We start from the raw sequence: 17,835 nt of genomic DNA, 5'->3' as shown, positions 1-17,835 counted from the left end.
ATGGTTCCGGATTACTTCGCGGCGGCGGAGGCGATCGCCTCCGACAGGCCCTTGGCGCCGGCGCGGATGCGGTTGAGCGCTTCGTGAATCTCGGCGTCGGTGACGGTGAGCGGTGGCAGCAGGCGAATGACGTTGTCGCCGGCCGGAACCGCCAGCAAATGCTGGTCGCGCAGCGCCATGTTCACCTTGCCGTTGGGCATCGCGCATTTGAGGCCGAGCATCAGCCCGGTGCCCCTGATATCCTCTACAATTTCGGGGAATTCGTCGGCTATCGAGGCTAGCCCCTGCTTCATCAGCAGCGCCTTGCGCTGGACATCCTCCAGGAAGCCGTCTTCCAGAACGACGTCGAGCACGGCGTTGCCGACCGCCATTGCGAGCGGATTGCCGCCGAATGTGGTGCCGTGCACGCCGGCGGTCATGCCGACGGCCGCCTCGTCGGTGGCAAGGCAGGCGCCCATCGGGAAGCCGCCGCCAATGCCCTTGGCGATTGCCATGATGTCGGGCGTCACCGCGGACCACTCATGCGCGAACAGCTTGCCGGTACGGCCAATGCCGCACTGGACCTCGTCGTATATCAACAACAGGCCGTGCTGTTCGCAGAGCTGCCGCAGCCGCTTGAGCGACTGTGTCGGTACTGGGCGGATACCGCCCTCGCCTTGCACCGGCTCGATCAGGATCGCGGCGGTCTCGGGCGTGATCGCCTTCTCGGCGGCGTCGATGTCGTCGAAGCCAACCTGGTCGAAGCCTTCGACCTTGGGTCCGAAGCCCTCGAGATATTTGTACTGGCCGCCTGCCGCGATGGTCGCCAGCGTGCGGCCATGGAAGGCGCCTTCGAAGGTGATGATGCGGAAGCGCTCGGGATGTCCCTTGACGAAGTGGTAGCGCCGCGCCGTCTTGATCGCGCATTCCAGCGCCTCGGCGCCGGAATTGGTGAAGAACACCTTGTCGGCGAAGGTGGCATCAGCCAGCCGCTCGCCAAGTCTGCTCTGCCCCGGGATCTCATAGAGATTGGAGACGTGCCAGAGTTTCGCCGCCTGCTCGGTGAGGGCCGCGACAAGGTGCGGATGGCCATGGCCAAGCGAATTGACCGCGATGCCGCCGGCGAAATCGAGATATCGCTCGCCCTTGTCGGTAACCAGCCAAGTGCCTTCCCCATGGTCGAAGGCCAGGGGTGCGCGAGCAAAGGTCTCGTAAAGCGCCGAACCGCTCATTATATGCGTCTCCGGTACCGGAAAATCAAAAAAGCCGCCAAAGCGGCGGCCTTCTGCGGCTTATCGTGTTTTTCGGCCATGAAGTCAACGAAAACGTCGCGTAGTGGCGCGCGGCAAGCTCCCCGACGCAACGCCGGCTCATGAGCGACCGGGCAAGTTGGGGAAAACCGAAAAAACCGATTCGTGTTGCACTTGGGACTCTTGTCACCGAGTCAGCGCATAGAGTAGTTGTAGTCGAGAAATAACTAGATTTCGTGCGGCGGACCTAATCACCAGATATATGTGGTGTCTGCCCCAGCAGTGGTGCTGGGTCGGGAATGGATTCTGATTGCCGCACGCTTATAAGGAGCGCGGTCATGAACTGGACTGACGAGCGGGTAGAACTCTTGAGAAAACTGTGGTCGGAGGGTCTGAGCGCAAGCCAGATTGCTGCGCAGCTTGGAGGGGTCAGCCGCAATGCCGTCATCGGCAAGGTGCACCGGCTGAAGCTGTCGGGTCGCGGTCGCGCAACAGCGACGCCGGCGCGCCAGAAGAAGGCTACGCAGGGATCGACCGTCCAGAAATCGGTGGCGCGCGCCGCAAGCACGGCACGCCACGTCACGACTTCGATCGGCGCGACGGCTCTTCAGACGCAATTCGAGGCCGAACCGGTGGCGCGGCACTACATCCGTCCGGTCGAGAACGTCGTGGTGCCGATCTCACGGCATCTGCAGCTCGTCGAACTGACCGAGCGCACCTGCAAATGGCCGAATGGCGATCCCCTTTCGGAGGACTTCAATTTCTGCGGCAACGAAGCCGCTGAAACCGGTCCCTACTGTAAATACCATGCCCGCGTGGCGTTCCAGCCGGCGGCGGAGCGGCGGCGGAATAGATAAGCGGTGAGTACTGAGTAGTGAGGAAACAAGCGCTCCCACCAACCACTACCGACTACTCACTACCGACTACCGACTTCCTCACAGCCAGCCGTTCTTCCTGAAGCGCCAATACAGGAAGCAGCAGATCAGCGCGATGGTGGCCAGCACCATCGGATAGCCATATGCCATCTTCAGCTCCGGCATGTCGGTAAAGTTCATGCCGTAGATGCCGGCGAATGCGGTTGGCACCGCCAGGATGGCCGCCCATGAAGCGAGTTTCTTGGAGATCGCCGTTTCCTGGCTTTGACCGACCAGAAGACTGGCCTCGAAGGCAAAGGCCAGCACCTCGCGCAGACTGTCGATCTTCTCCTGGACGGTACGGATGTGATCCGTCACGTCGCGGAACAGCGGGTGCATGGCCGAATGGATCTGCGGTAGGTCGGCGCTGGTCAGCCGGCGACAGACTTCCACCAGGGGCAATGCCGCGTTGCGCAGGCGCAGGAGGTCGCGGCGCAGCATGTAGAGACGTTCGATGTCGGGACCGGTCATCGGCTTCAGCAGGACCTTGTCCTCGATCGCCTCGACCTCGTCCTCGATCTGCTCGAGCACCGGCATGTAATTGTCGACGATAAAGTCGAGAATGGCATAGAGGACGAAGTCCTCGCCCTTGGCCAGCGAGTGCGGGCAGCTTTCCCAGTGCTGCCGCACGGCGGCATAGGATGTCGAAGGACCGTGCCTGACGCTGACGATATAGCCTGAGCCGACAAACAGGTGTGTCTCGCCGAAGGTGACGCGCCCGTCGATCAGCTGCGCCGTGCGGGCGACGATGAACAGCGCATCGCCATATTGCTCGATCTTTGGCCGCTGGTGCGGATGCTCGGCATCCTCGATCGCCAGTTCATGCAGATGAAACTGCGCCTTGACGCGCAGCAGAAGTTCGCGGTCAGGCTCAAGCAGCCCGATCCAGACGACATGTCCCGACTTCTTGGCCCATTCGCCCGCTTCCTCGATCGGAATATCGGCGATGCGGCGCCCGGCGGTATAGACACCGCAGGCGATGATGCCCGATGTCGGCGGCGAGGCCTTGAACTCCCGGACATATTCCATGGCAGCCTCCCGAAAGCGTTGCCTTCCCTGGGGAACCGGCAAGCTTATCTCAGGATAGTCTAGCGCAATATGATCAAGCGTTCGAGAGGACGTGCGTTCACTTCACCGGCAGCGCCTCGGGCAGGCCGATCTTGTCGGTCTTGTCGCCTTTCGGCCGGTCGGCGGGCATCTGGTCGCCGGTGACGATGTAGTAGATGGTCTCGGCGATGTTGGTGGCGTGATCGCCGATCCGCTCGATATTCTTAGCGCAGAACAGCAGATGCGTACAGGGCGTGATGTTGCGCGGATCTTCCATCATGTAGGTCAGCAATTCGCGAAACAGCGACGTGTACATGGCATCGATCTGGTCGTCACGGTCGCGCACGAAGCCGATCTTGTCGACCGAGCGCGACGCATAGACGTCGAGCACTTCCTTCAGCTGGGTCAGCGCCAAATTGGCCAGAGCCTCCAGGCCGCGAAACAGGCTGGTCGGCTGCCGGCCGTCGGTAACGGCAACCACCCGCTTGGCGACGTTCTTGCCGAGGTCGCCGACGCGCTCGAGGTCGGCCGAAATGCGGATGGCGCCGACGATCTCGCGCAGGTCAGTCGCCATAGGCTGACGCCTGGCGATAATGATGATCGCCTTGTCGTCGATCTCACGCTGTCCCTCGTCCAGGACGGCGTCGTCTCGGATGACCTTCTGAGCCAGCCCCGGATCGGCATTGACCAGGGCGGCGACCGCCTGCTCGACCATGCGCTCGGCGTGCCCACCCATCGCGGCGATGCGCTTCGAAAGATATTTCAGTTCCTCGTCATAGGCGCTGACAATGTGAACGGACTGCATGGATGAAATGCCTTCCCACGGGATCTTGTCTTTGAGTCGTTTCCTCGAATCCCCGCTGATACGCTAACGGGATGACAGAAAAAAGAAACGGCCCCGTGGAAAACTAGGGCAGTATCAGTGCGCCGGCAAATGCACCGAGAAGGCGGCGCCCTTGCCGACCTCGGACCTGATCGTCAGCCTGGCGTTGTGACGCGTCAGGATGTGCTTGACGATCGACAGGCCAAGCCCCGTGCCCTTCTGGGTCCGGCTGGTCTCGACATCGATACGATAGAAGCGCTCGGTGATGCGCGGTATGTGCTCCTCGGGGATGCCGGGACCAAAATCCCTGATGGTGACGTCGATGCCGGGTTCGGAACCATCATCGCCGCGCGCGATCGACACCACGACACGACCGCCCGACTGGCCGTATTTGCAGGCATTTTCCAAAAGGTTCTCGAACACCTGGAACAACTCGTCGCGATCGCCCGGCACATCGAGCGGCCCCTTGGCGAAATCGCGCTCGATGGCGACATTGTTTTCGCGGGCGAGCGGGCCGAGCGAATCGATGACGCTGTCGACGGTCTGGCGCAGATCGACTTCGGTTCCCGGCTTGAGATAGGGCTTCATCTCCAATCGCGACAGCGACAGGAGGTCGTCGATCAGGCGCGCCATGCGGCCGGTCTGGTTCTGCATGATCTGGAGGAACTGCTCGCGCGCCGCCGGATCGTTGCGGGCCGGTCCGCGCAGCGTTTCGATGAAGCCCGCGATCGAGGCCAGCGGGGTGCGCAATTCGTGGCTGGCATTGGCAATGAAATCGGCGCGCATGCGGTCGATACGCCGCGCCTCGCTCTGGTCCTTGAAAACCAGCACATAAAGATCGGTGCCATGCCCGACCGAGGATGCGCTGACCCGGTAGGCCCGTTCGACAGGCAGTTTCTCCGTGTAGTCGACGACATCCGAGGCGACAGTGCCCGACAGCACACTGTCCAGCAGCGCCTGCATTTCCGGCGCCCGGAATTTCAGCGGCAGCGATATGCCGGGCGCGATGCCGCCAAAGGCGGCAAAGGCGGCGGCGTTGGCGTGGACGATGGTGGCGGCGTGGTCGAAGATGATGAGCGGGTCGGCCACGGCGGCCGCCAGATATTCACCGGACAGGCGCTGCAAGCCAATCGCCTCGATCGCCGCGGCGTTCCCCGCGGAATGGCGGGCGCCGGTGACCGGCAATATTGCCGCGGCCGGCAGCAGGAGCAGCGCTGGCACCAGCACGTAGGCGGAAAAGCCCGCGAAGCCAAAGGCGATCAGAACCGCCACGACACCGGCCGCAAGCAGCCAGCGGCTGTGCCACAGCCGAGCGGCCACAGCTTGCCCCGTGCTCTTCTGCTCTGCGCCCAGCTCGGTCATTCGCGCGCCCAGCCTCCACCGGTCAGACGGCGGCGAAAACTTCCGCTGGACCGCAAATCAAAAGTGCTACAGCCTCCTTTGCGCGTCCAAACGGAGGCGCGGCGCTGTAGTGGCTCCCAATAGCATGAGTCCAGACACTTAAAAGGGTTCGTCTGCATGAAAAAAGCCAACGACAATTCGGTCACTCCAACCTCAGGCCCGCTGAAAATCAGGATCGGCGGCAAGGAACGGGAGTTCGATATCGAGAATCCCGAGCTTCCGGACTGGGTCGAGGAGAACAAGCTGACCGCGGGCGGATATCCTTACGACAAGAAGATGAAGAGCGAGGAGTATGACGAGACGCTCGAGAAATTGCAGATAGAGCTCGTCAAGGCGCAGGCATGGCTGCAGGCGACCGGCAAGCGGATGATGGCGCTGTTCGAGGGTCGTGACGCGGCCGGCAAGGGCGGCACGATATTCGTGCTGCGCCAGTATCTTAACCCACGCACGGCGCGCAACGTCGCGCTCACCAAGCCAACCCCGACGGAACTGGGGCAATGGTATTACCAGCGCTACGCCGACCATTTCCCGACAGCGGGCGAATTCGTCACCTTCGACCGCTCCTGGTACAATCGTGCCGGCGTCGAGCCGGTGATGGGTTTTTGCACCCCCGAACAGCACGAGAAGTTTCTCGACGAGACGCCGCATTTCGAGCGCATGATCGTCAATGACGGCATCTATTTCTTCAAATTCTGGCTGAACATCGGCCGGGAGACGCAGCTCGAGCGCTTTCACGATCGCCGCTACAGTCCGCTGAAGAGCTGGAAATTCTCGCCGATCGACATTGCCGGCATCACCAAGTGGGACGATTACACCAAGGCACGCGACACCATGTTCGAGCGCACACACAAGGAGTTCGCGCCATGGATGATCGTGCGGGCCAACGACAAGCGCCGCGCGCGGCTGGCGGTGATGCGCCGCATCCTGCTGTCGCTGCCCTACGAGGGTCGCGATCTCGACGCTATCGGCAAGGAAGACAAGAAGATCATCGGCGAAGGGCCGTCATTCCTGGGCAAGCAGGACTGACACTTTTGGCGCCGCGCGGCCAGAAAGGCAGCGCGGCGCGGTTGATGCAGGTCCTTTCTCTCGGCCTTTTCGACTCAGGCCGCCAGACGCGCGATCCGCTGCAACCGTCGCAACGTGGCGTCGTCCTGCAGCGCCTGCTGGAACAGCGATATCTCCTCATCGATGCGCTCGCAAAGCGCGGCGGTGTTCCCCTTGAGCAGGCCGCGTGTCTGCAGCAAAGCGGCAACCGGCTTTTTGGCGAGCTGCCTGGCTCGGCCAAGCGCCGCTTCCTCGACGCTGCCTTCCGCGACGATCTCGGCAACGAGGCCGAGCGCCCTGGCGTCTTCGGCAACAAGCGTGTCGCCGAGACAGAAGAAGCGGAAAGCACCGGCATAGCCGAGTTTCTGCGGCGCCAGGATGCTGGTTGCCGCGTCCGGCACCAGGCCGAAATCGACGAACGGCACCCGGAAGGTGCTTTTTTCAGATGCGATCACCATGTCGCAATGGAACAGGATGGTGCAGCCGACGCCGACGGCATCGCCGTCGACACAGGCCAGGATCGGCTTTGGAAACGTCGCCAGCATGCGGAACATGTCGGTGACGGCGGCGATCAGCTTCTGGTGCTTGGCGGCATCCAGGAATTCGGAAAAGTCACCACCAAGGCAGAAGCAGCCGGCCAGACCGCGCAGCACGACAACCCGCACCTCGTCATTCTCGGCGGCTTCATGGAACGTCCTGGCAAGGCTCTCATAGGCCCTCCGGTCGAGCACCGGCCGGCCGTCGTTCGACGACACGGTGACGATCAGTGTGTGGTTCCGCAGTTCGGGTTGCGGGTGCGCGTTCATGACGCCCTCCTTTGACCGAACATGTCGGGATATCCCCTGGCCAGGACGGGTGCATGATGATTGCGGCGCGAACGCACCACGTCCAGCGTGTGCTCGTTGAAGGTGAGCAGCGTCGCCACGACCTGCTGGTTGCCATAGGTGCGCTGATAACCGAGCGGCGTCGCCAGGAAGTGCAGTTGCAATGCGCGCAGCACCCACATCGGCTCGAACTCGATGATCACCTTGTCGACGCCGCGCTTCAGACCCCACTCGACGAAACCGGCTATCAATTCCGTGCCGACGGTCGAGACGCCGCGACGCCCATCGCGAAAACCCGGAGCCACCGCGTAGCGGGTCAACTCCCAGATGTTGGGACCCGCCGGCGGCGTTCCTTCGGAGAGATCGGTCAACACCTCGGTCAACAAATGCGGCCGTGTGGTCGGCAACATCCTCTGATAGCCCGCGACTTCATTGCCCCTGATGACGATCTGATGCACCGCCTCGTCATGATCGAACTGGTCGACTTCAAATCCGTCGGGGCGCCGAAGGTCCTCCCATCCCATCTCCTCGACGAATATCCGGTAGCGCAGCCGATGGACGGCCTCCCAAAGGTCGGGACGTTCCATCAATTCCTTGGTCGTAAGACAAAAAAGCATTCCGTAGTCTCCTGTGGTTCAGGGGAAGATACGGCCGTGCTTCGATGCGAAAATTGCGTGATCACGTAGGCAAGAAGTTCTAGGCCTGCACGGCCGACCTAGCTAATGTAGCCGCGCCTTATCGCCTCGGCGACTGCCTGGACCCGGTTGACGGCACCGAGTTTGCTTTTGGCGTTAAGAAGATGTTTCTCCGAGGTGTGCTCGGAGATGCCGAGGATTTGGGAAATCTCCCATTCGGACTTGCCGACGGCAGCCCATTGCAGGCATTCGCGTTCGCGCGGCGTCAGCTCGATGTGATCGATCGTCGTGGTCGCCATGGTGTGGAGTTGCATGGCGCGGCCGACGGCATAGGTCGAGACCAGGGAGACCAGGCCGAACTCGGCCGCCGACAGTTCCACGGCCTCGCCCCCCAGCGACACCATGACGATTTCGCCGTCGAGCGTGATCAACGGAAAGGCCAGCCCGTCGCGCAACTTGAAGGCGCCGGCGTCGCCCATCACTTCGCCGCTGCTCTTGTCGATGCGGATGCCCTGCGCGGCTTCCCGCCACTGGAACGGCGCTTGCAGCTGTTTCATGTGACTGACGACGGGATCGTGATCGACATAGTTGCGCGTCACGTAGCGCTCGAGCCATTCGACCGGCCAGTCGCAGAGCAGCACATGCTGCTTCTGCTGGCCCGTCGGTGTGCCCGGCTGCGGAACGGTTCCGGCCATCAGCGCGGTCAGGCCGAACTCCGACGTTACGCCCAACAGTTTCTCGCAGACCGCGGCCGCCGTTGCGGCGTGCTGCAGTTGATCTATGTATTCCAGCGTTCGATCGAACTGACTCATCGCAACATCAACCCCATGTTGCCTCATGCATTAAGTCCATGGTCCGCGCCTTCCCGGCACTTCGCCACCGACCACGGATTGCAAAGCGCCCGCTTCCGGTTGTGGTTCTCGACCCTGGCATTCCCACCAGGGCGCCACCGCTGTTTGCAAACCGACCGAACCATATCCTGAAATCGAAGCGTTGAAATCAAAAAGCATTGTGCCTGTATCGTTTTCGTACCAAAACCGGCACGAGCACGGGTGCGGCGGAGTTTTATCGTGGCGTTCCAATGGAGGTCCCATGTCCTGGCAGCGGCGCTCATCGCCGCATTGTCATGGGTTTCCGGCGCGGGCGCGGCGGAGCCGCAGGTGCCGGTGTTGTGGGATGCCAAGGAGCGGCTTCCCAAGCCCGACCTTTCGGCGCTGCCGCGGCTGCGGTTCCTGACGACCACGGATTTTCCGCCCTTCAATTTCCTCGACGGCGCGGGGAAGCTGTCCGGTTTCCACATCGACTTGGCGCGCGCCATCTGCGCGGAACTCGGCATCGTCGACAAATGCCAGATCCAGGCCTTGCCTTGGGCGGAGCTTCAAGGCGCGCTTGAGAGGGGCGAAGGTGAAGCTGTTATCGCCGGCATTGCCCCGACGTCACAGTCGCGCCAGACATACGCCTTCTCGCGCGCCTACCTGCAGTTCCCGGCGCGCTTCATCACTGCGAAGAACAAGGCGCTGGCGGAACCGCTCTTCGACAAATTGCACGGCAAGCGAGTCGGCGTGATATCGGGCTCGGCCCATGAACGCATGCTGCGCGATTATTTCGGCACGGTCCAGGTCGTCCCCTTCGACAAGCCGGAAGCCCTCTATGGCGACCTCAAGGCCGGCAAGATCGACGCGGCTTTCGGCGATGGCATGCGCTTCGCCTTCTGGCTCGGCGGCTCCGATGCCGCCGGCTGCTGCCGCTTTGCCGGCGGCCCCTACCTGGCGCCCGAATATCTGGGCACCGGCATGGCCATCGCCACGCGAGCGGACAATCCGGCGCTGGCCGCGGCCCTCGACTACGCTTTGCAAGAGATTTCGATGAAAGGCACCTTTGCCGAATTCTACCTGCGCTATTTCCCGGTCAGTTTCTTCTGATCCGGTCCGGTCAGCTTTTCTGATCCGGCCGTAACCTCGTCAGGTCAGAGTTCGCAGCCTTGCCTTGGCCGCACGGCCGATGGCCGCCACGGTCAGCGTGTCGAGATCGAGCTGGCGACGGATCAACTGCAGCACCCGCACTTCCTCCAGCCGCATCTCCAGATCGACGGCGGCCACTTCGAAGGCCGCGGCATAGGCGGTGTCGCGCAACCGCTCCGGCAGCGCCTCCGAGACCTGGGTCAGGACACCTTCGAGCCCACCCTTCTCATGCAGCATCTTCTGGCAGGCCTGGGCCACGGCAACCAACCGGTCCTGCTTGAAATCCTCGAACACCGGCCACGAGCGAACAACCTCACCGATCCTGGCCAGTTCGACATCGGTCATGTCCCGGTCGGAGGCCGAAGTGATGACCATCAGATAGATCAGGGCTTCGTGCGGGGTGGGCGACAGCATTCTTTGCTCCTTGAACGGGCTCCGAAGGTAGGAAGGGGAGCCTGAGGCCGCAAGGAAAAAGCGCCCGACGCGTTGACGCTCCGGCCACGCACGCCTAGAGACCGGTTGAAAATGCACTTGCGGCTATTGCCGGGATACAATCTGGAAAACTGTGACATGGCGGGATCAAACATCATCGATCTCAATCCCGAACTGCTGACGGCCGCGGCCGAGAGCAAGGCATGGCCGTTCGAGGAAGCCAAAAAGATCATCGAACGCTACAAGGGCGCCGATTTCCCCGAAACGATCCTGTTCGAGACCGGCTATGGACCGTCGGGCCTGCCGCATATCGGCACGTTCGGCGAAGTGGCGCGCACCTCGATGGTGCGCCATGCGTTTCGCGTGCTGACGCAGGACAAGGTCGCGACCAAGCTGCTGTGCTTTTCCGACGACATGGACGGCATGCGCAAGATACCCGACAGCGTGCCGGACCGCGCTGCGCTCGAGCCATATCTGCACAAGCCGCTGTCATCGGTGCCCAACCCCTTCGGCGGCGACTATGCGAGCTTCGCCGACCATAACAATGCGATGCTCTGCCGCTTCCTCGACACGTTCGGCTTCGATTACGAATTCGCCAGTGCGACGCAGTACTACAAGTCAGGCCGTTTCGACGCGATGCTGTTGCGCGCCGCCGAACGCTACGACCAGATCATGGCGGTCATGCTGCCGACGCTCGGACCCGAGCGGCAGGCGACCTACAGCCCCTTCCTGCCGATCTCGCCAAAGAGTGGGCGCGTGCTTTACGTTCCCATGAAGCATGTCGACGCCAAGGCCGGCACCATCACCTTCGACGATGATGGCACCGAAACCACGCTGCCGGTCACCGGCGGCCGCGTGAAGCTGCAGTGGAAGCCGGATTTCGGCATGCGCTGGGCGGCACTCGGCGTCGATTTCGAGATGTTCGGCAAGGACCATCAGACCAATGCAGTGGTCTATGACCGCATCTGCAACATACTGGGCGGGCGGGCGCCGGAGCATTTCGTCTACGAACTGTTCCTCGATGAGAATGGCCAGAAGATCTCCAAGTCGAAAGGCAACGGCCTGACCATCGACGAATGGCTGACCTATGCGCCGACCGAGAGCCTCGGGCTCTACATGTACCAGCGGCCGCGGCAGGCCAAGAAACTCTATTTCGACGTCATCCCGCGGGCCGTGGACGAATACTACACCTTCCTCGCCGCCTATCCCCGCCAGGAGTGGAAGGAGCGGCTGGGCAACCCGGTCTGGCATATGCATGACGGCAATCCGCCCGCCATCGACATGCCGGTGCCGTTCTCGTTGCTGCTCAACCTTGTCAGCGCCTCCAATGCGCAGAACAAGGAGGTGCTGTGGGGCTTCATCTCGCGTCACGTCGCGGGTGTGACTCCGGCGACCCATCCCGAGCTCGACCGGCTGACGGGCTACGCGATCCGCTACTTCGACGATTTCGTGAAGCCGACGAAAACCTTTCGCCCGGCCGACGAGGTCGAGCGGGAAGCGCTGGTGGCTCTCGAAAAGGCACTTGGCGACTTGCCGGCGGGCGCCAGCGGCGAAGCGATCCAGAACGCTTCGCTCAACGTGGCGCGCAAGATCGAACGCTACCAGGATCATTCCAAGCAAAGTCCGGAAGGTGGCCCGGGTGTTTCAGGCGCCTTCTTCCAGATGATCTACCAGGTGCTGATCGGCCAGGAGCGTGGCCCACGCTTCGGGTCGTTCGCCGCCCTCTACGGCGTCGCCGAGACCCGCTCGCTCATTCAGAAGGCGCTGGCTGGTCAGCTGGCTTGAGGACGCCGCCCTCCTCTTGCAGGATCGAGTCCTCCTCCAGGATCGAGCCCGGCGCCTGAGGCGCTGGGGTGGGTGCGGCCGGCATCGCCGAGATGCCGGCAAGGTTCGGCGCCGACCCGAAAATGCCTTTCTTCGCGCCTTGTGCCTTGTCACCGGCCTCGACATAGGGTCCGCCCTTGGCGGCACGCGCCCAGCCGTTTTCGACCAGCCATTGACCGACGTCCTGCTTGCCGATCCGGCATTCCGCCGCAATCCGGTCGCGTCCGCCTTCCGGCGGCACCGTGCAAACCACGGCGCGGCCGCGCAGGAAGGCGCGGAATGCCGTGCGCGCGCGGATGCCGCACGGCCAGGATTTCCCGTCGGTGGTGCAGGTCTCGTCCTGACTGACGACATCGATGCCGGAAATCGCGACCGAATACCCCTTCGCCTCGATCAGGCCGGCGGCCGGAGCTACCGGCTGGAACAGTTTCGTGCCGTTCCAGTCGTCGGGCATTTTAGGCTTGGGCGGCACGGCGAGCGCCAGCTTGCTCAACGGCGCACGCGGCTCGACCCGCTCGAGTTCGCCGGTGGGCAGTTCCGGCGGCGCGACCACGTCCGGGTCAATCGCCCGCGAATGCACCGCCGGATTTGGTGGCTGCGCCGGTGCACGAATTGCTGAGGTGGACGGTTCCTCGGGCGTCGCATCCCTATCTGCCTCAGCGGTAGTGTCGGCGCCGGGATCGATCTGATCCACCGCAACAGTGCTTTCGCTGCCTTTCAGCGTGCGTCCGCCGGCAACGACCAGCGCCGCCATCGCCGGGATCATCAGAACCGCCAGGACAAGATGAGGAAGTCGCACCCGTTGCACCTATTGGCTTGCCCAGACGATCCGCGCCACCCACTCGACCTCGAGCATGGGGATGTCGCGGTCCGGATGCTCTGGATTGAGCGAGACCAGCGCGATCGACTTGACTGTCTGGCGCTCGAGCACCTTGGCCATCACCTCGCCCGATGTGGTCTTGACGACGACGCGGTCGCCCTTGCGGGTGGCCGCACCCGGCTCGACGATGAGGACGTCGCCATTGCGGTAGAGCGGCAGCATGGAATCGCCCTGCACCTGCAGCGCATAGGAACTTTCGGTCGATTGCGCCGGCAATTCGACGAGATCCCAGCCCTGCCCCGCCGGAAAGCCGGCATCGTCGAAGAAGCCGCCGGCGCCGGCCTGGGCGAAGCCGAGCAACGGCACCGCGCGCCGGCTGGCGGGCGATGCGCCACGGCCTTCGATCAGCCCGGTGAATTCGTCCAGCGAAGCGCCCGTCGCCTCGATGATCTTGGCCAGCGATTCGGTCGAAGGCCAGCGCGGCCGACCGTCCGAGGACAAGCGTTTGGATTTGTTGAAGGCGGTTGAATCAAGTCCCGCGCGCCTTGCCAGACCCGAAGCCGAAAGCGAATAGCGCTCGGCAAGAGCATCGATGGCAGCCCAGACTCGGTCGTGCGAGAGCATGACGTGCTCTCCTTCGAAACAGGAAAAAATGCCTCTTCCTGTCTAACGCGCAACGGCTGAGTTGTCCACCAGCGGGCTGGCGGATCACGAACAAAGCTGTGTGCCGCAACCACGGCACAGTGTCATGGCCGAAGCCGGCTATCCGGCCAATGCCGCCATCGCCCTCGGCAGGCCCTTCTGGAGCTCGTCGACGTTCATCACCGGGATGAGCTCGACGGTGGCATTGAAGGCGAAGAAGAACCGCTCGGCGACATAGGGCATGTCCGAACTGTCCTTTACCTCCAGGAAAAGGTAGGCCGTTCGCCAACCACCGTCCGCGGTAAAATAGGCAGCCTCCGGCTTGAGATCGGACAGGGTTTGCTCGATGATCTTGCCCATGCTGCCGTCCTTGATCGCCTTATTGCCTTCCTCGGCCGGGATGGAAACTCTCAGCATCATACGCATGATGATTACTCCTCCGCCAACATCATGTTAGCGATACCTAATATATCATCCGCGCCTGGTTTGGGAAAGTCGATCGAATCCTGCTTGCCAACGGGTTGATCAGCCGGACGATTTGGCCAGGCCGCGCAGTCCCTGGTGCGATGTCATGAAAATGCGTTCTGCCTCGGTCGGTGGCCGCGGTTCACCGCACGGCCAAGTGCGGCGACAACCGCGTCAATGTCGAGGAAGCGGCGCGCCTTGCGGTCATAGTCGGTCGGCAGGCAGCGAAAAGCCGGCCGGCCCTCACCGCCCATCATGTAAGGGCCACGGCTTCGCGCCGTGGCCAGCATGCGCGCCCAGACATACATGACGCTCTGTCAGGCCGCCTGCTTCACATCGCCCTTCGCATAGGGATCGAAGCGTTCGTAAAAGGTCTCACCTTTCTCGGCCATGTCGAGGAGCAGCTTGGGCGCCTTGAACTCGGCGCCATACTTCTTCTGCAGCGCCTTGGCGATCTTGACGAATTGTTTGGCGCCGATGCCGTCGATGTAGGACAGCGCGCCGCCGGTGTAGGGCGCAAAGCCGAAGGCCAGGATCGAGCCGACATCGGCCTCGCGTGGATCGGTGACGATGCCCTCTTCCATCACGCGCGCCGCTTCGAGCGCGATGGTGACCAGCAGGCGCTGCTGCAGCTCCTCATAGTCGACCTTCTCGGCCGCGAGCTGCGGATAAAGGTCCTTGAGGCCGGGCCACAGCTTCTTCTTGGCCGGCTTGGCCGGATAGTCGTAAAAACCCTTGCCGTTCTTGCGGCCGAAACGGCCGTGATCGTCAACCATGGTGTTGATCAGCGCCATCTGCCTGGGGTCGACGGCCTTTTCGCCGAGATCCCTGATGGTCTGCTTCATGATCTTTTGGGCAAGGTCGATGGCCGTCTCATCGGTCAGCGCCAAGGGACCGACCGGCATGCCGGCGGCCTTGGCCGCATTCTCGATCATCGGCGCGGGCACGCCTTCGATCAGCATCTTGTAGGCTTCCGACATGTAACGCAGCACGCAGCGGTTGACGTAGAAGCCGCGCGTGTCGTTGACGACGATCGGCGTCTTCTTGATGGCCCGCACGAAGTCGATCGCGGTGGCCAAGGCCTTGTCGCCGGTTTTCTTGCCAAGGATGATCTCGACCAGCATCATCTTGTCGACCGGCGAGAAGAAGTGGATGCCGATGAAATTCTTCGGCCGCGCCGAATTCCTGGCGAGGCCGGTGATCGGAATGGTCGAGGTGTTCGAGGCGAAGATCGCCGACGATTTCAACACGGCTTCCGCCTGTTCGGTGGCGGCCTTCTTGACGGCGGAATCCTCGAACACGGCTTCAACGACGAGATCGCAGCCGGCGAGGTCGGCATAGTCTGCCGTCGGCGTGATCAGAGACAAGAGCTTGTCCTTGTCCTCGGGCTTGGCACGGCCCTTCTTGACCTGATCCGAGATCAGGCCGTCGGAATGCGCCTTGCCCTTTGCGGCCGCCTCCATGTCCCGGTCGAGCAGCACCACCGGAATGCCGGCCTTGGCCGTGACATAGGCGATGCCCGCGCCCATGAAACCGGCGCCGAGAATGCCGATCTTCTTGAACTTGGTGTCCGGCACGCCGGCCGGGCGGCGTGCGCCCTTGTTCAATTCCTGCAGCGACACGAACAGCGAGCGGATCATCGCTGCCGCTTCCTTGGTCTGCATGATCTCGGTGAAATAGCGCTGCTCGATCCTGAGCGCCGTGTCGAAGGGCACCAGGAGGCCCTCATAGACGCATTTCAGGATCGCCGCGGCGGCCGGGTAATTGCCATGGGTCTCGCGGCGCAGGATGGCGATGGCCGGCGGCCACAGATTGGCACCGGCCGCCGAATAGACCGGCCCGCCGGGCAGCTTGAAACCCTTCTCGTCCCACGGCGCCACCGGCTTGAGGCCGTTCCTGATCATTGCCTTGCCGGTCTCGACCAGCTTGGCCGGTTCGGCGATCTCATGGATCAGGCCCATCGCCTTCGCCTTCTGCGGCGACAGGGTCTGGCCGGAGGTCAGCATTTGCAGCGCCTGCTGCTGGTCGGTCAGCCGCGGCACACGCTGGGTGCCGCCGGCGCCGGGGAAGATGCCGATCTTCACCTCGGGCAGTGCCATCCTGACCTTGTCGGAATCGGCCGCGACGCGGCCATGGCAAGCGAGCGACATTTCGAAGGCGCCGCCCATGCAGGTGCCGTTGATCGCCGAGACCCATGGCTTGCCGCAAGTTTCCAGCTTGCGGAACAGGCCGGTCATGATGCCGGCATTGTCGAACAGCGCCTTGGTCGCCTTTTCGACATCCTTGACCTTGTCGGTGGCGAAGGTGGTCAGCATCCTCTGCAACAGCGTGATGTCGGCACCGCCGGAGAAGGTGTCCTTGCCGGAGGTGATCACCGCGCCCTTGATGGCGGCGTCGCCGGCCACCTTGTCCACGATATCGTTCAGCTCGCGCATCACCTCTTCGGTGAAGACGTTCATCGAGCGGTCCGGGCTGTTCCAGGTGACCAAGGCGATGCCATCGGCGTCGATGTCGAGGGTGAAATTGGTGTAGCTCATCGTTCTCTCCCCGTCAGACGCGTTCGATGATGGTTGCAGTGCCCATGCCGGCGCCGATACAGAGCGTCACCAGCGCGGTGTTGAGGTCGCGCCGCTCGAGTTCGTCCAACACGGTGCCGAGGATCATCGCGCCGGTGGCACCGAGCGGATGACCCATGGCGATGGCGCCGCCATTGACGTTGATCTTGTCGTGCGGAATTTCGAAAGCCTGCATGTAGCGCAGCACCACCGAGGCAAAAGCCTCGTTCAGCTCGAACAGGTCGATATCCGACAGCTTCATCTTGGCGCGCTTCAGCAGTTTCTCGGTGACATCGACCGGACCGGTCAGCATCAGCACCGGCTCGGAGCCGATGTTGGCGAAGGTGCGGATGCGCGCGCGCGGCTTCAGGCCCATCGCCTTGCCGGCCTTCTTCGAGCCGAGCAGCACGGCCGCCGCGCCATCGACGATGCCGGACGAGTTGCCGGCGTGGTGGACGTGGTTGACCTCCTCGACCTCCGGATGCTTCTGCACCGCCACCGCGTCGAAGCCGCCCATTTCACCGGGCATGACGAAGGACGGGTTGAGCGAGGCGAGCGACTGCATGTCGGTCGACGGCCGCATATGCTCGTCATGGTCGAGAATGGTGAGACCATTCTGGTCCTTGATCGGGATGACCGAGTTCTTGAAGCGGCCATCGGCCCACGACTTCGCGGCGCGCTTCTGGCTCTCGACCGCGTAAGCGTCGACGTCGTCGCGCGAGAAGCCGTATTTGGTGGCGATCAGGTCGGCCGAAATGCCTTGCGGCACGAACCAGCCGGGCAGGCCGACCGAAGGATCCATGAACCAGGCGCCGCCGGACATGCCCATGCCGACGCGCGACATGGATTCGACGCCGCCGGCGATGACGATTTCATCGGCGCCTTGCGCGATCTTGGCGGCGCCGAAATTGATGGCGTCCAAGCCGGAGGCGCAGAAGCGCGAGATCTGCATGCCGGGTGCCTTGGTGTCGTAGCCGGCCTCGAATGCTGCGGCGCGTGGAATGACGGAACCCGCCTCGCCGACCGGGTCGACGCAGCCGAAGATGATGTCGTCGACGTTTGCAGTGTCCAGCCCGCTGCGGTCGCGCAGGGCCTCGAGCGTCCTGGCGGCGAGCCGTACCGCCGGCACTTCGTGCAGCGATCCGTCCTTCTTGCCCTTGCCGCGCGGCGTGCGCACGGCGTCATAGACATAAGCTTCGGTCATTTTTCATGCTCCCTG

18 protein-coding genes are annotated in these 17,835 nt (G+C 62.9%); 4 read left to right on the top strand and 14 right to left on the bottom strand.

The genetic code is table 11. The features are described from left to right. Positions 1-11 precede the first annotated feature (11 nt). Positions 12-1,211: an aspartate aminotransferase family protein gene (locus LB571_RS08410; RefSeq protein ID WP_015319292.1), complete on the bottom strand. Its 1,200-nt coding sequence runs from the start codon at positions 1,209-1,211 to the stop codon at positions 12-14. Positions 1,212-1,567: 356 nt separating this feature from the next. Here LB571_RS08410 and LB571_RS08405 point away from each other — a divergent pair, with 356 nt between their 5' ends. Further along, positions 1,568-2,086 carry a GcrA family cell cycle regulator gene (locus tag LB571_RS08405; protein WP_140821329.1) on the top strand — a complete coding sequence of 173 codons (519 nt, stop codon included), beginning with the start codon at positions 1,568-1,570 and terminating at the stop codon, positions 2,084-2,086. 78 nt (positions 2,087-2,164) lie between these two features. Here LB571_RS08405 and LB571_RS08400 read toward each other — a convergent pair whose 3' ends face one another. The 3 genes from LB571_RS08400 to LB571_RS08390 all read right to left on the bottom strand — a co-directional run bounded on the left by LB571_RS08400 (position 2,165) and on the right by LB571_RS08390 (position 5,375). Continuing rightward, on the bottom strand, positions 2,165-3,172 hold the full coding sequence (locus tag LB571_RS08400) for a magnesium and cobalt transport protein CorA (protein ID WP_015319294.1): 1,008 nt from the start codon (positions 3,170-3,172) through the stop codon (positions 2,165-2,167). A gap of 97 nt (positions 3,173-3,269) precedes the next feature. Further along, complete coding sequence (gene phoU, locus LB571_RS08395) at positions 3,270-3,995, bottom strand: phosphate signaling complex protein PhoU (RefSeq protein ID WP_015319295.1); 726 nt, start codon at positions 3,993-3,995, stop codon at positions 3,270-3,272. A gap of 114 nt (positions 3,996-4,109) precedes the next feature. Then, entirely contained in the window at positions 4,110-5,375 is a 1,266-nt protein-coding gene (locus tag LB571_RS08390; protein WP_015319296.1) for an ATP-binding protein, read from the bottom strand. Positions 5,376-5,531: 156 nt separating this feature from the next. Between LB571_RS08390 and ppk2 the strand changes: the two genes are divergently transcribed. Then, the gene (gene ppk2 / locus LB571_RS08385) at positions 5,532-6,440 is read left to right on the top strand and encodes a polyphosphate kinase 2 (RefSeq protein WP_140878245.1); all 909 of its coding nucleotides are present in this window, start codon (positions 5,532-5,534) and stop codon (positions 6,438-6,440) included. Between the two features lie 74 nt (positions 6,441-6,514). Here ppk2 and LB571_RS08380 read toward each other — a convergent pair whose 3' ends face one another. The 3 genes from LB571_RS08380 to LB571_RS08370 all read right to left on the bottom strand — a co-directional run bounded on the left by LB571_RS08380 (position 6,515) and on the right by LB571_RS08370 (position 8,729). Continuing rightward, complete coding sequence (locus LB571_RS08380) at positions 6,515-7,264, bottom strand: enoyl-CoA hydratase-related protein (RefSeq protein ID WP_140660678.1); 750 nt, start codon at positions 7,262-7,264, stop codon at positions 6,515-6,517. Further along, positions 7,261-7,899 (bottom strand): acyl-homoserine-lactone synthase, encoded by a 639-nt coding sequence (locus LB571_RS08375; RefSeq protein WP_015319299.1) that lies wholly within the window; start codon positions 7,897-7,899, stop codon positions 7,261-7,263. The genes LB571_RS08380 and LB571_RS08375 overlap by 4 nt, the downstream gene beginning before the upstream one ends. A gap of 98 nt (positions 7,900-7,997) precedes the next feature. Further along, a complete protein-coding gene (locus LB571_RS08370; RefSeq protein ID WP_041163567.1) occupies positions 7,998-8,729 on the bottom strand; it encodes a helix-turn-helix transcriptional regulator in 732 nt (243 codons plus the stop codon). A 258-nt stretch (positions 8,730-8,987) separates the two neighbouring features. Here LB571_RS08370 and LB571_RS08365 point away from each other — a divergent pair, with 258 nt between their 5' ends. Beyond that, positions 8,988-9,839, top strand: a complete 852-nt coding sequence (locus tag LB571_RS08365; RefSeq protein ID WP_140660677.1) for a transporter substrate-binding domain-containing protein — start codon at positions 8,988-8,990, stop codon at positions 9,837-9,839. Between the two features lie 39 nt (positions 9,840-9,878). Here LB571_RS08365 and LB571_RS08360 read toward each other — a convergent pair whose 3' ends face one another. Beyond that, positions 9,879-10,292: a tellurite resistance TerB family protein gene (locus LB571_RS08360; protein WP_015319302.1), complete on the bottom strand. Its 414-nt coding sequence runs from the start codon at positions 10,290-10,292 to the stop codon at positions 9,879-9,881. A 156-nt stretch (positions 10,293-10,448) separates the two neighbouring features. On the opposite strand from LB571_RS08360, the gene LB571_RS08355 reads away from it, so the two are divergent. Further along, complete coding sequence (locus tag LB571_RS08355; RefSeq protein WP_015319303.1) at positions 10,449-12,095, top strand: lysine--tRNA ligase; 1,647 nt, start codon at positions 10,449-10,451, stop codon at positions 12,093-12,095. Here LB571_RS08355 and LB571_RS08350 read toward each other — a convergent pair. The 6 genes from LB571_RS08350 to LB571_RS08325 form a co-directional block, all read right to left on the bottom strand. Further along, positions 12,061-12,933 (bottom strand): thermonuclease family protein, encoded by an 873-nt coding sequence (locus LB571_RS08350; RefSeq protein ID WP_348643280.1) that lies wholly within the window; start codon positions 12,931-12,933, stop codon positions 12,061-12,063. The two genes, LB571_RS08355 and LB571_RS08350, sit on opposite strands and share 35 nt — an antisense overlap. Before the next feature lie 9 nt (positions 12,934-12,942). After that, the gene (locus LB571_RS08345; RefSeq protein WP_015319305.1) at positions 12,943-13,578 is read right to left on the bottom strand and encodes a helix-turn-helix transcriptional regulator; all 636 of its coding nucleotides are present in this window, start codon (positions 13,576-13,578) and stop codon (positions 12,943-12,945) included. A gap of 138 nt (positions 13,579-13,716) precedes the next feature. Next, entirely contained in the window at positions 13,717-14,022 is a 306-nt protein-coding gene (locus LB571_RS08340) for a hypothetical protein (protein ID WP_015319306.1), read from the bottom strand. Positions 14,023-14,165: 143 nt separating this feature from the next. Next, complete coding sequence (locus tag LB571_RS08335; RefSeq protein ID WP_224593633.1) at positions 14,166-14,369, bottom strand: hypothetical protein; 204 nt, start codon at positions 14,367-14,369, stop codon at positions 14,166-14,168. A 9-nt stretch (positions 14,370-14,378) separates the two neighbouring features. Continuing rightward, positions 14,379-16,598, bottom strand: a complete 2,220-nt coding sequence (locus LB571_RS08330) for a 3-hydroxyacyl-CoA dehydrogenase NAD-binding domain-containing protein (RefSeq protein ID WP_140614746.1) — start codon at positions 16,596-16,598, stop codon at positions 14,379-14,381. Between the two features lie 13 nt (positions 16,599-16,611). Then, positions 16,612-17,820: an acetyl-CoA C-acetyltransferase gene (locus tag LB571_RS08325; RefSeq protein ID WP_140878249.1), complete on the bottom strand. Its 1,209-nt coding sequence runs from the start codon at positions 17,818-17,820 to the stop codon at positions 16,612-16,614. Positions 17,821-17,835: the final 15 nt, after the last annotated feature.

The organism is Mesorhizobium sp. BR1-1-4 (assembly GCF_020165375.1).
GTDB lineage: Bacteria > Pseudomonadota > Alphaproteobacteria > Rhizobiales > Rhizobiaceae > Mesorhizobium > Mesorhizobium australicum.
Note: the sequence above shows the minus strand (reverse complement) of the source record. Positions and strands in the feature narration are given on the sequence as shown.

Excerpts from the sequence above, each read along its gene's own strand:
- LB571_RS08410 (WP_015319292.1), bottom strand. The coding sequence starts at position 1,211 with ATGAGCGGTTCGGCGCTTTACGAGACCTTTGCTCGCGCACCCCTGGCC.
- LB571_RS08405 (WP_140821329.1), top strand. The coding sequence starts at position 1,568 with ATGAACTGGACTGACGAGCGGGTAGAACTCTTGAGAAAACTGTGGTCG.
- LB571_RS08400 (WP_015319294.1), bottom strand. The coding sequence starts at position 3,172 with ATGGAATATGTCCGGGAGTTCAAGGCCTCGCCGCCGACATCGGGCATC.
- phoU (WP_015319295.1), bottom strand. The coding sequence starts at position 3,995 with ATGCAGTCCGTTCACATTGTCAGCGCCTATGACGAGGAACTGAAATAT.
- LB571_RS08390 (WP_015319296.1), bottom strand. The coding sequence starts at position 5,375 with ATGACCGAGCTGGGCGCAGAGCAGAAGAGCACGGGGCAAGCTGTGGCC.
- ppk2 (WP_140878245.1), top strand. The coding sequence starts at position 5,532 with ATGAAAAAAGCCAACGACAATTCGGTCACTCCAACCTCAGGCCCGCTG.
- LB571_RS08380 (WP_140660678.1), bottom strand. The coding sequence starts at position 7,264 with ATGAACGCGCACCCGCAACCCGAACTGCGGAACCACACACTGATCGTC.
- LB571_RS08375 (WP_015319299.1), bottom strand. The coding sequence starts at position 7,899 with ATGCTTTTTTGTCTTACGACCAAGGAATTGATGGAACGTCCCGACCTT.
- LB571_RS08370 (WP_041163567.1), bottom strand. The coding sequence starts at position 8,729 with ATGAGTCAGTTCGATCGAACGCTGGAATACATAGATCAACTGCAGCAC.
- LB571_RS08360 (WP_015319302.1), bottom strand. The coding sequence starts at position 10,292 with ATGCTGTCGCCCACCCCGCACGAAGCCCTGATCTATCTGATGGTCATC.
- LB571_RS08355 (WP_015319303.1), top strand. The coding sequence starts at position 10,449 with ATGGCGGGATCAAACATCATCGATCTCAATCCCGAACTGCTGACGGCC.
- LB571_RS08345 (WP_015319305.1), bottom strand. The coding sequence starts at position 13,578 with ATGCTCTCGCACGACCGAGTCTGGGCTGCCATCGATGCTCTTGCCGAG.
- LB571_RS08340 (WP_015319306.1), bottom strand. The coding sequence starts at position 14,022 with ATGCGTATGATGCTGAGAGTTTCCATCCCGGCCGAGGAAGGCAATAAG.
- LB571_RS08335 (WP_224593633.1), bottom strand. The coding sequence starts at position 14,369 with ATGTATGTCTGGGCGCGCATGCTGGCCACGGCGCGAAGCCGTGGCCCT.
- LB571_RS08330 (WP_140614746.1), bottom strand. The coding sequence starts at position 16,598 with ATGAGCTACACCAATTTCACCCTCGACATCGACGCCGATGGCATCGCC.
- LB571_RS08325 (WP_140878249.1), bottom strand. The coding sequence starts at position 17,820 with ATGACCGAAGCTTATGTCTATGACGCCGTGCGCACGCCGCGCGGCAAG.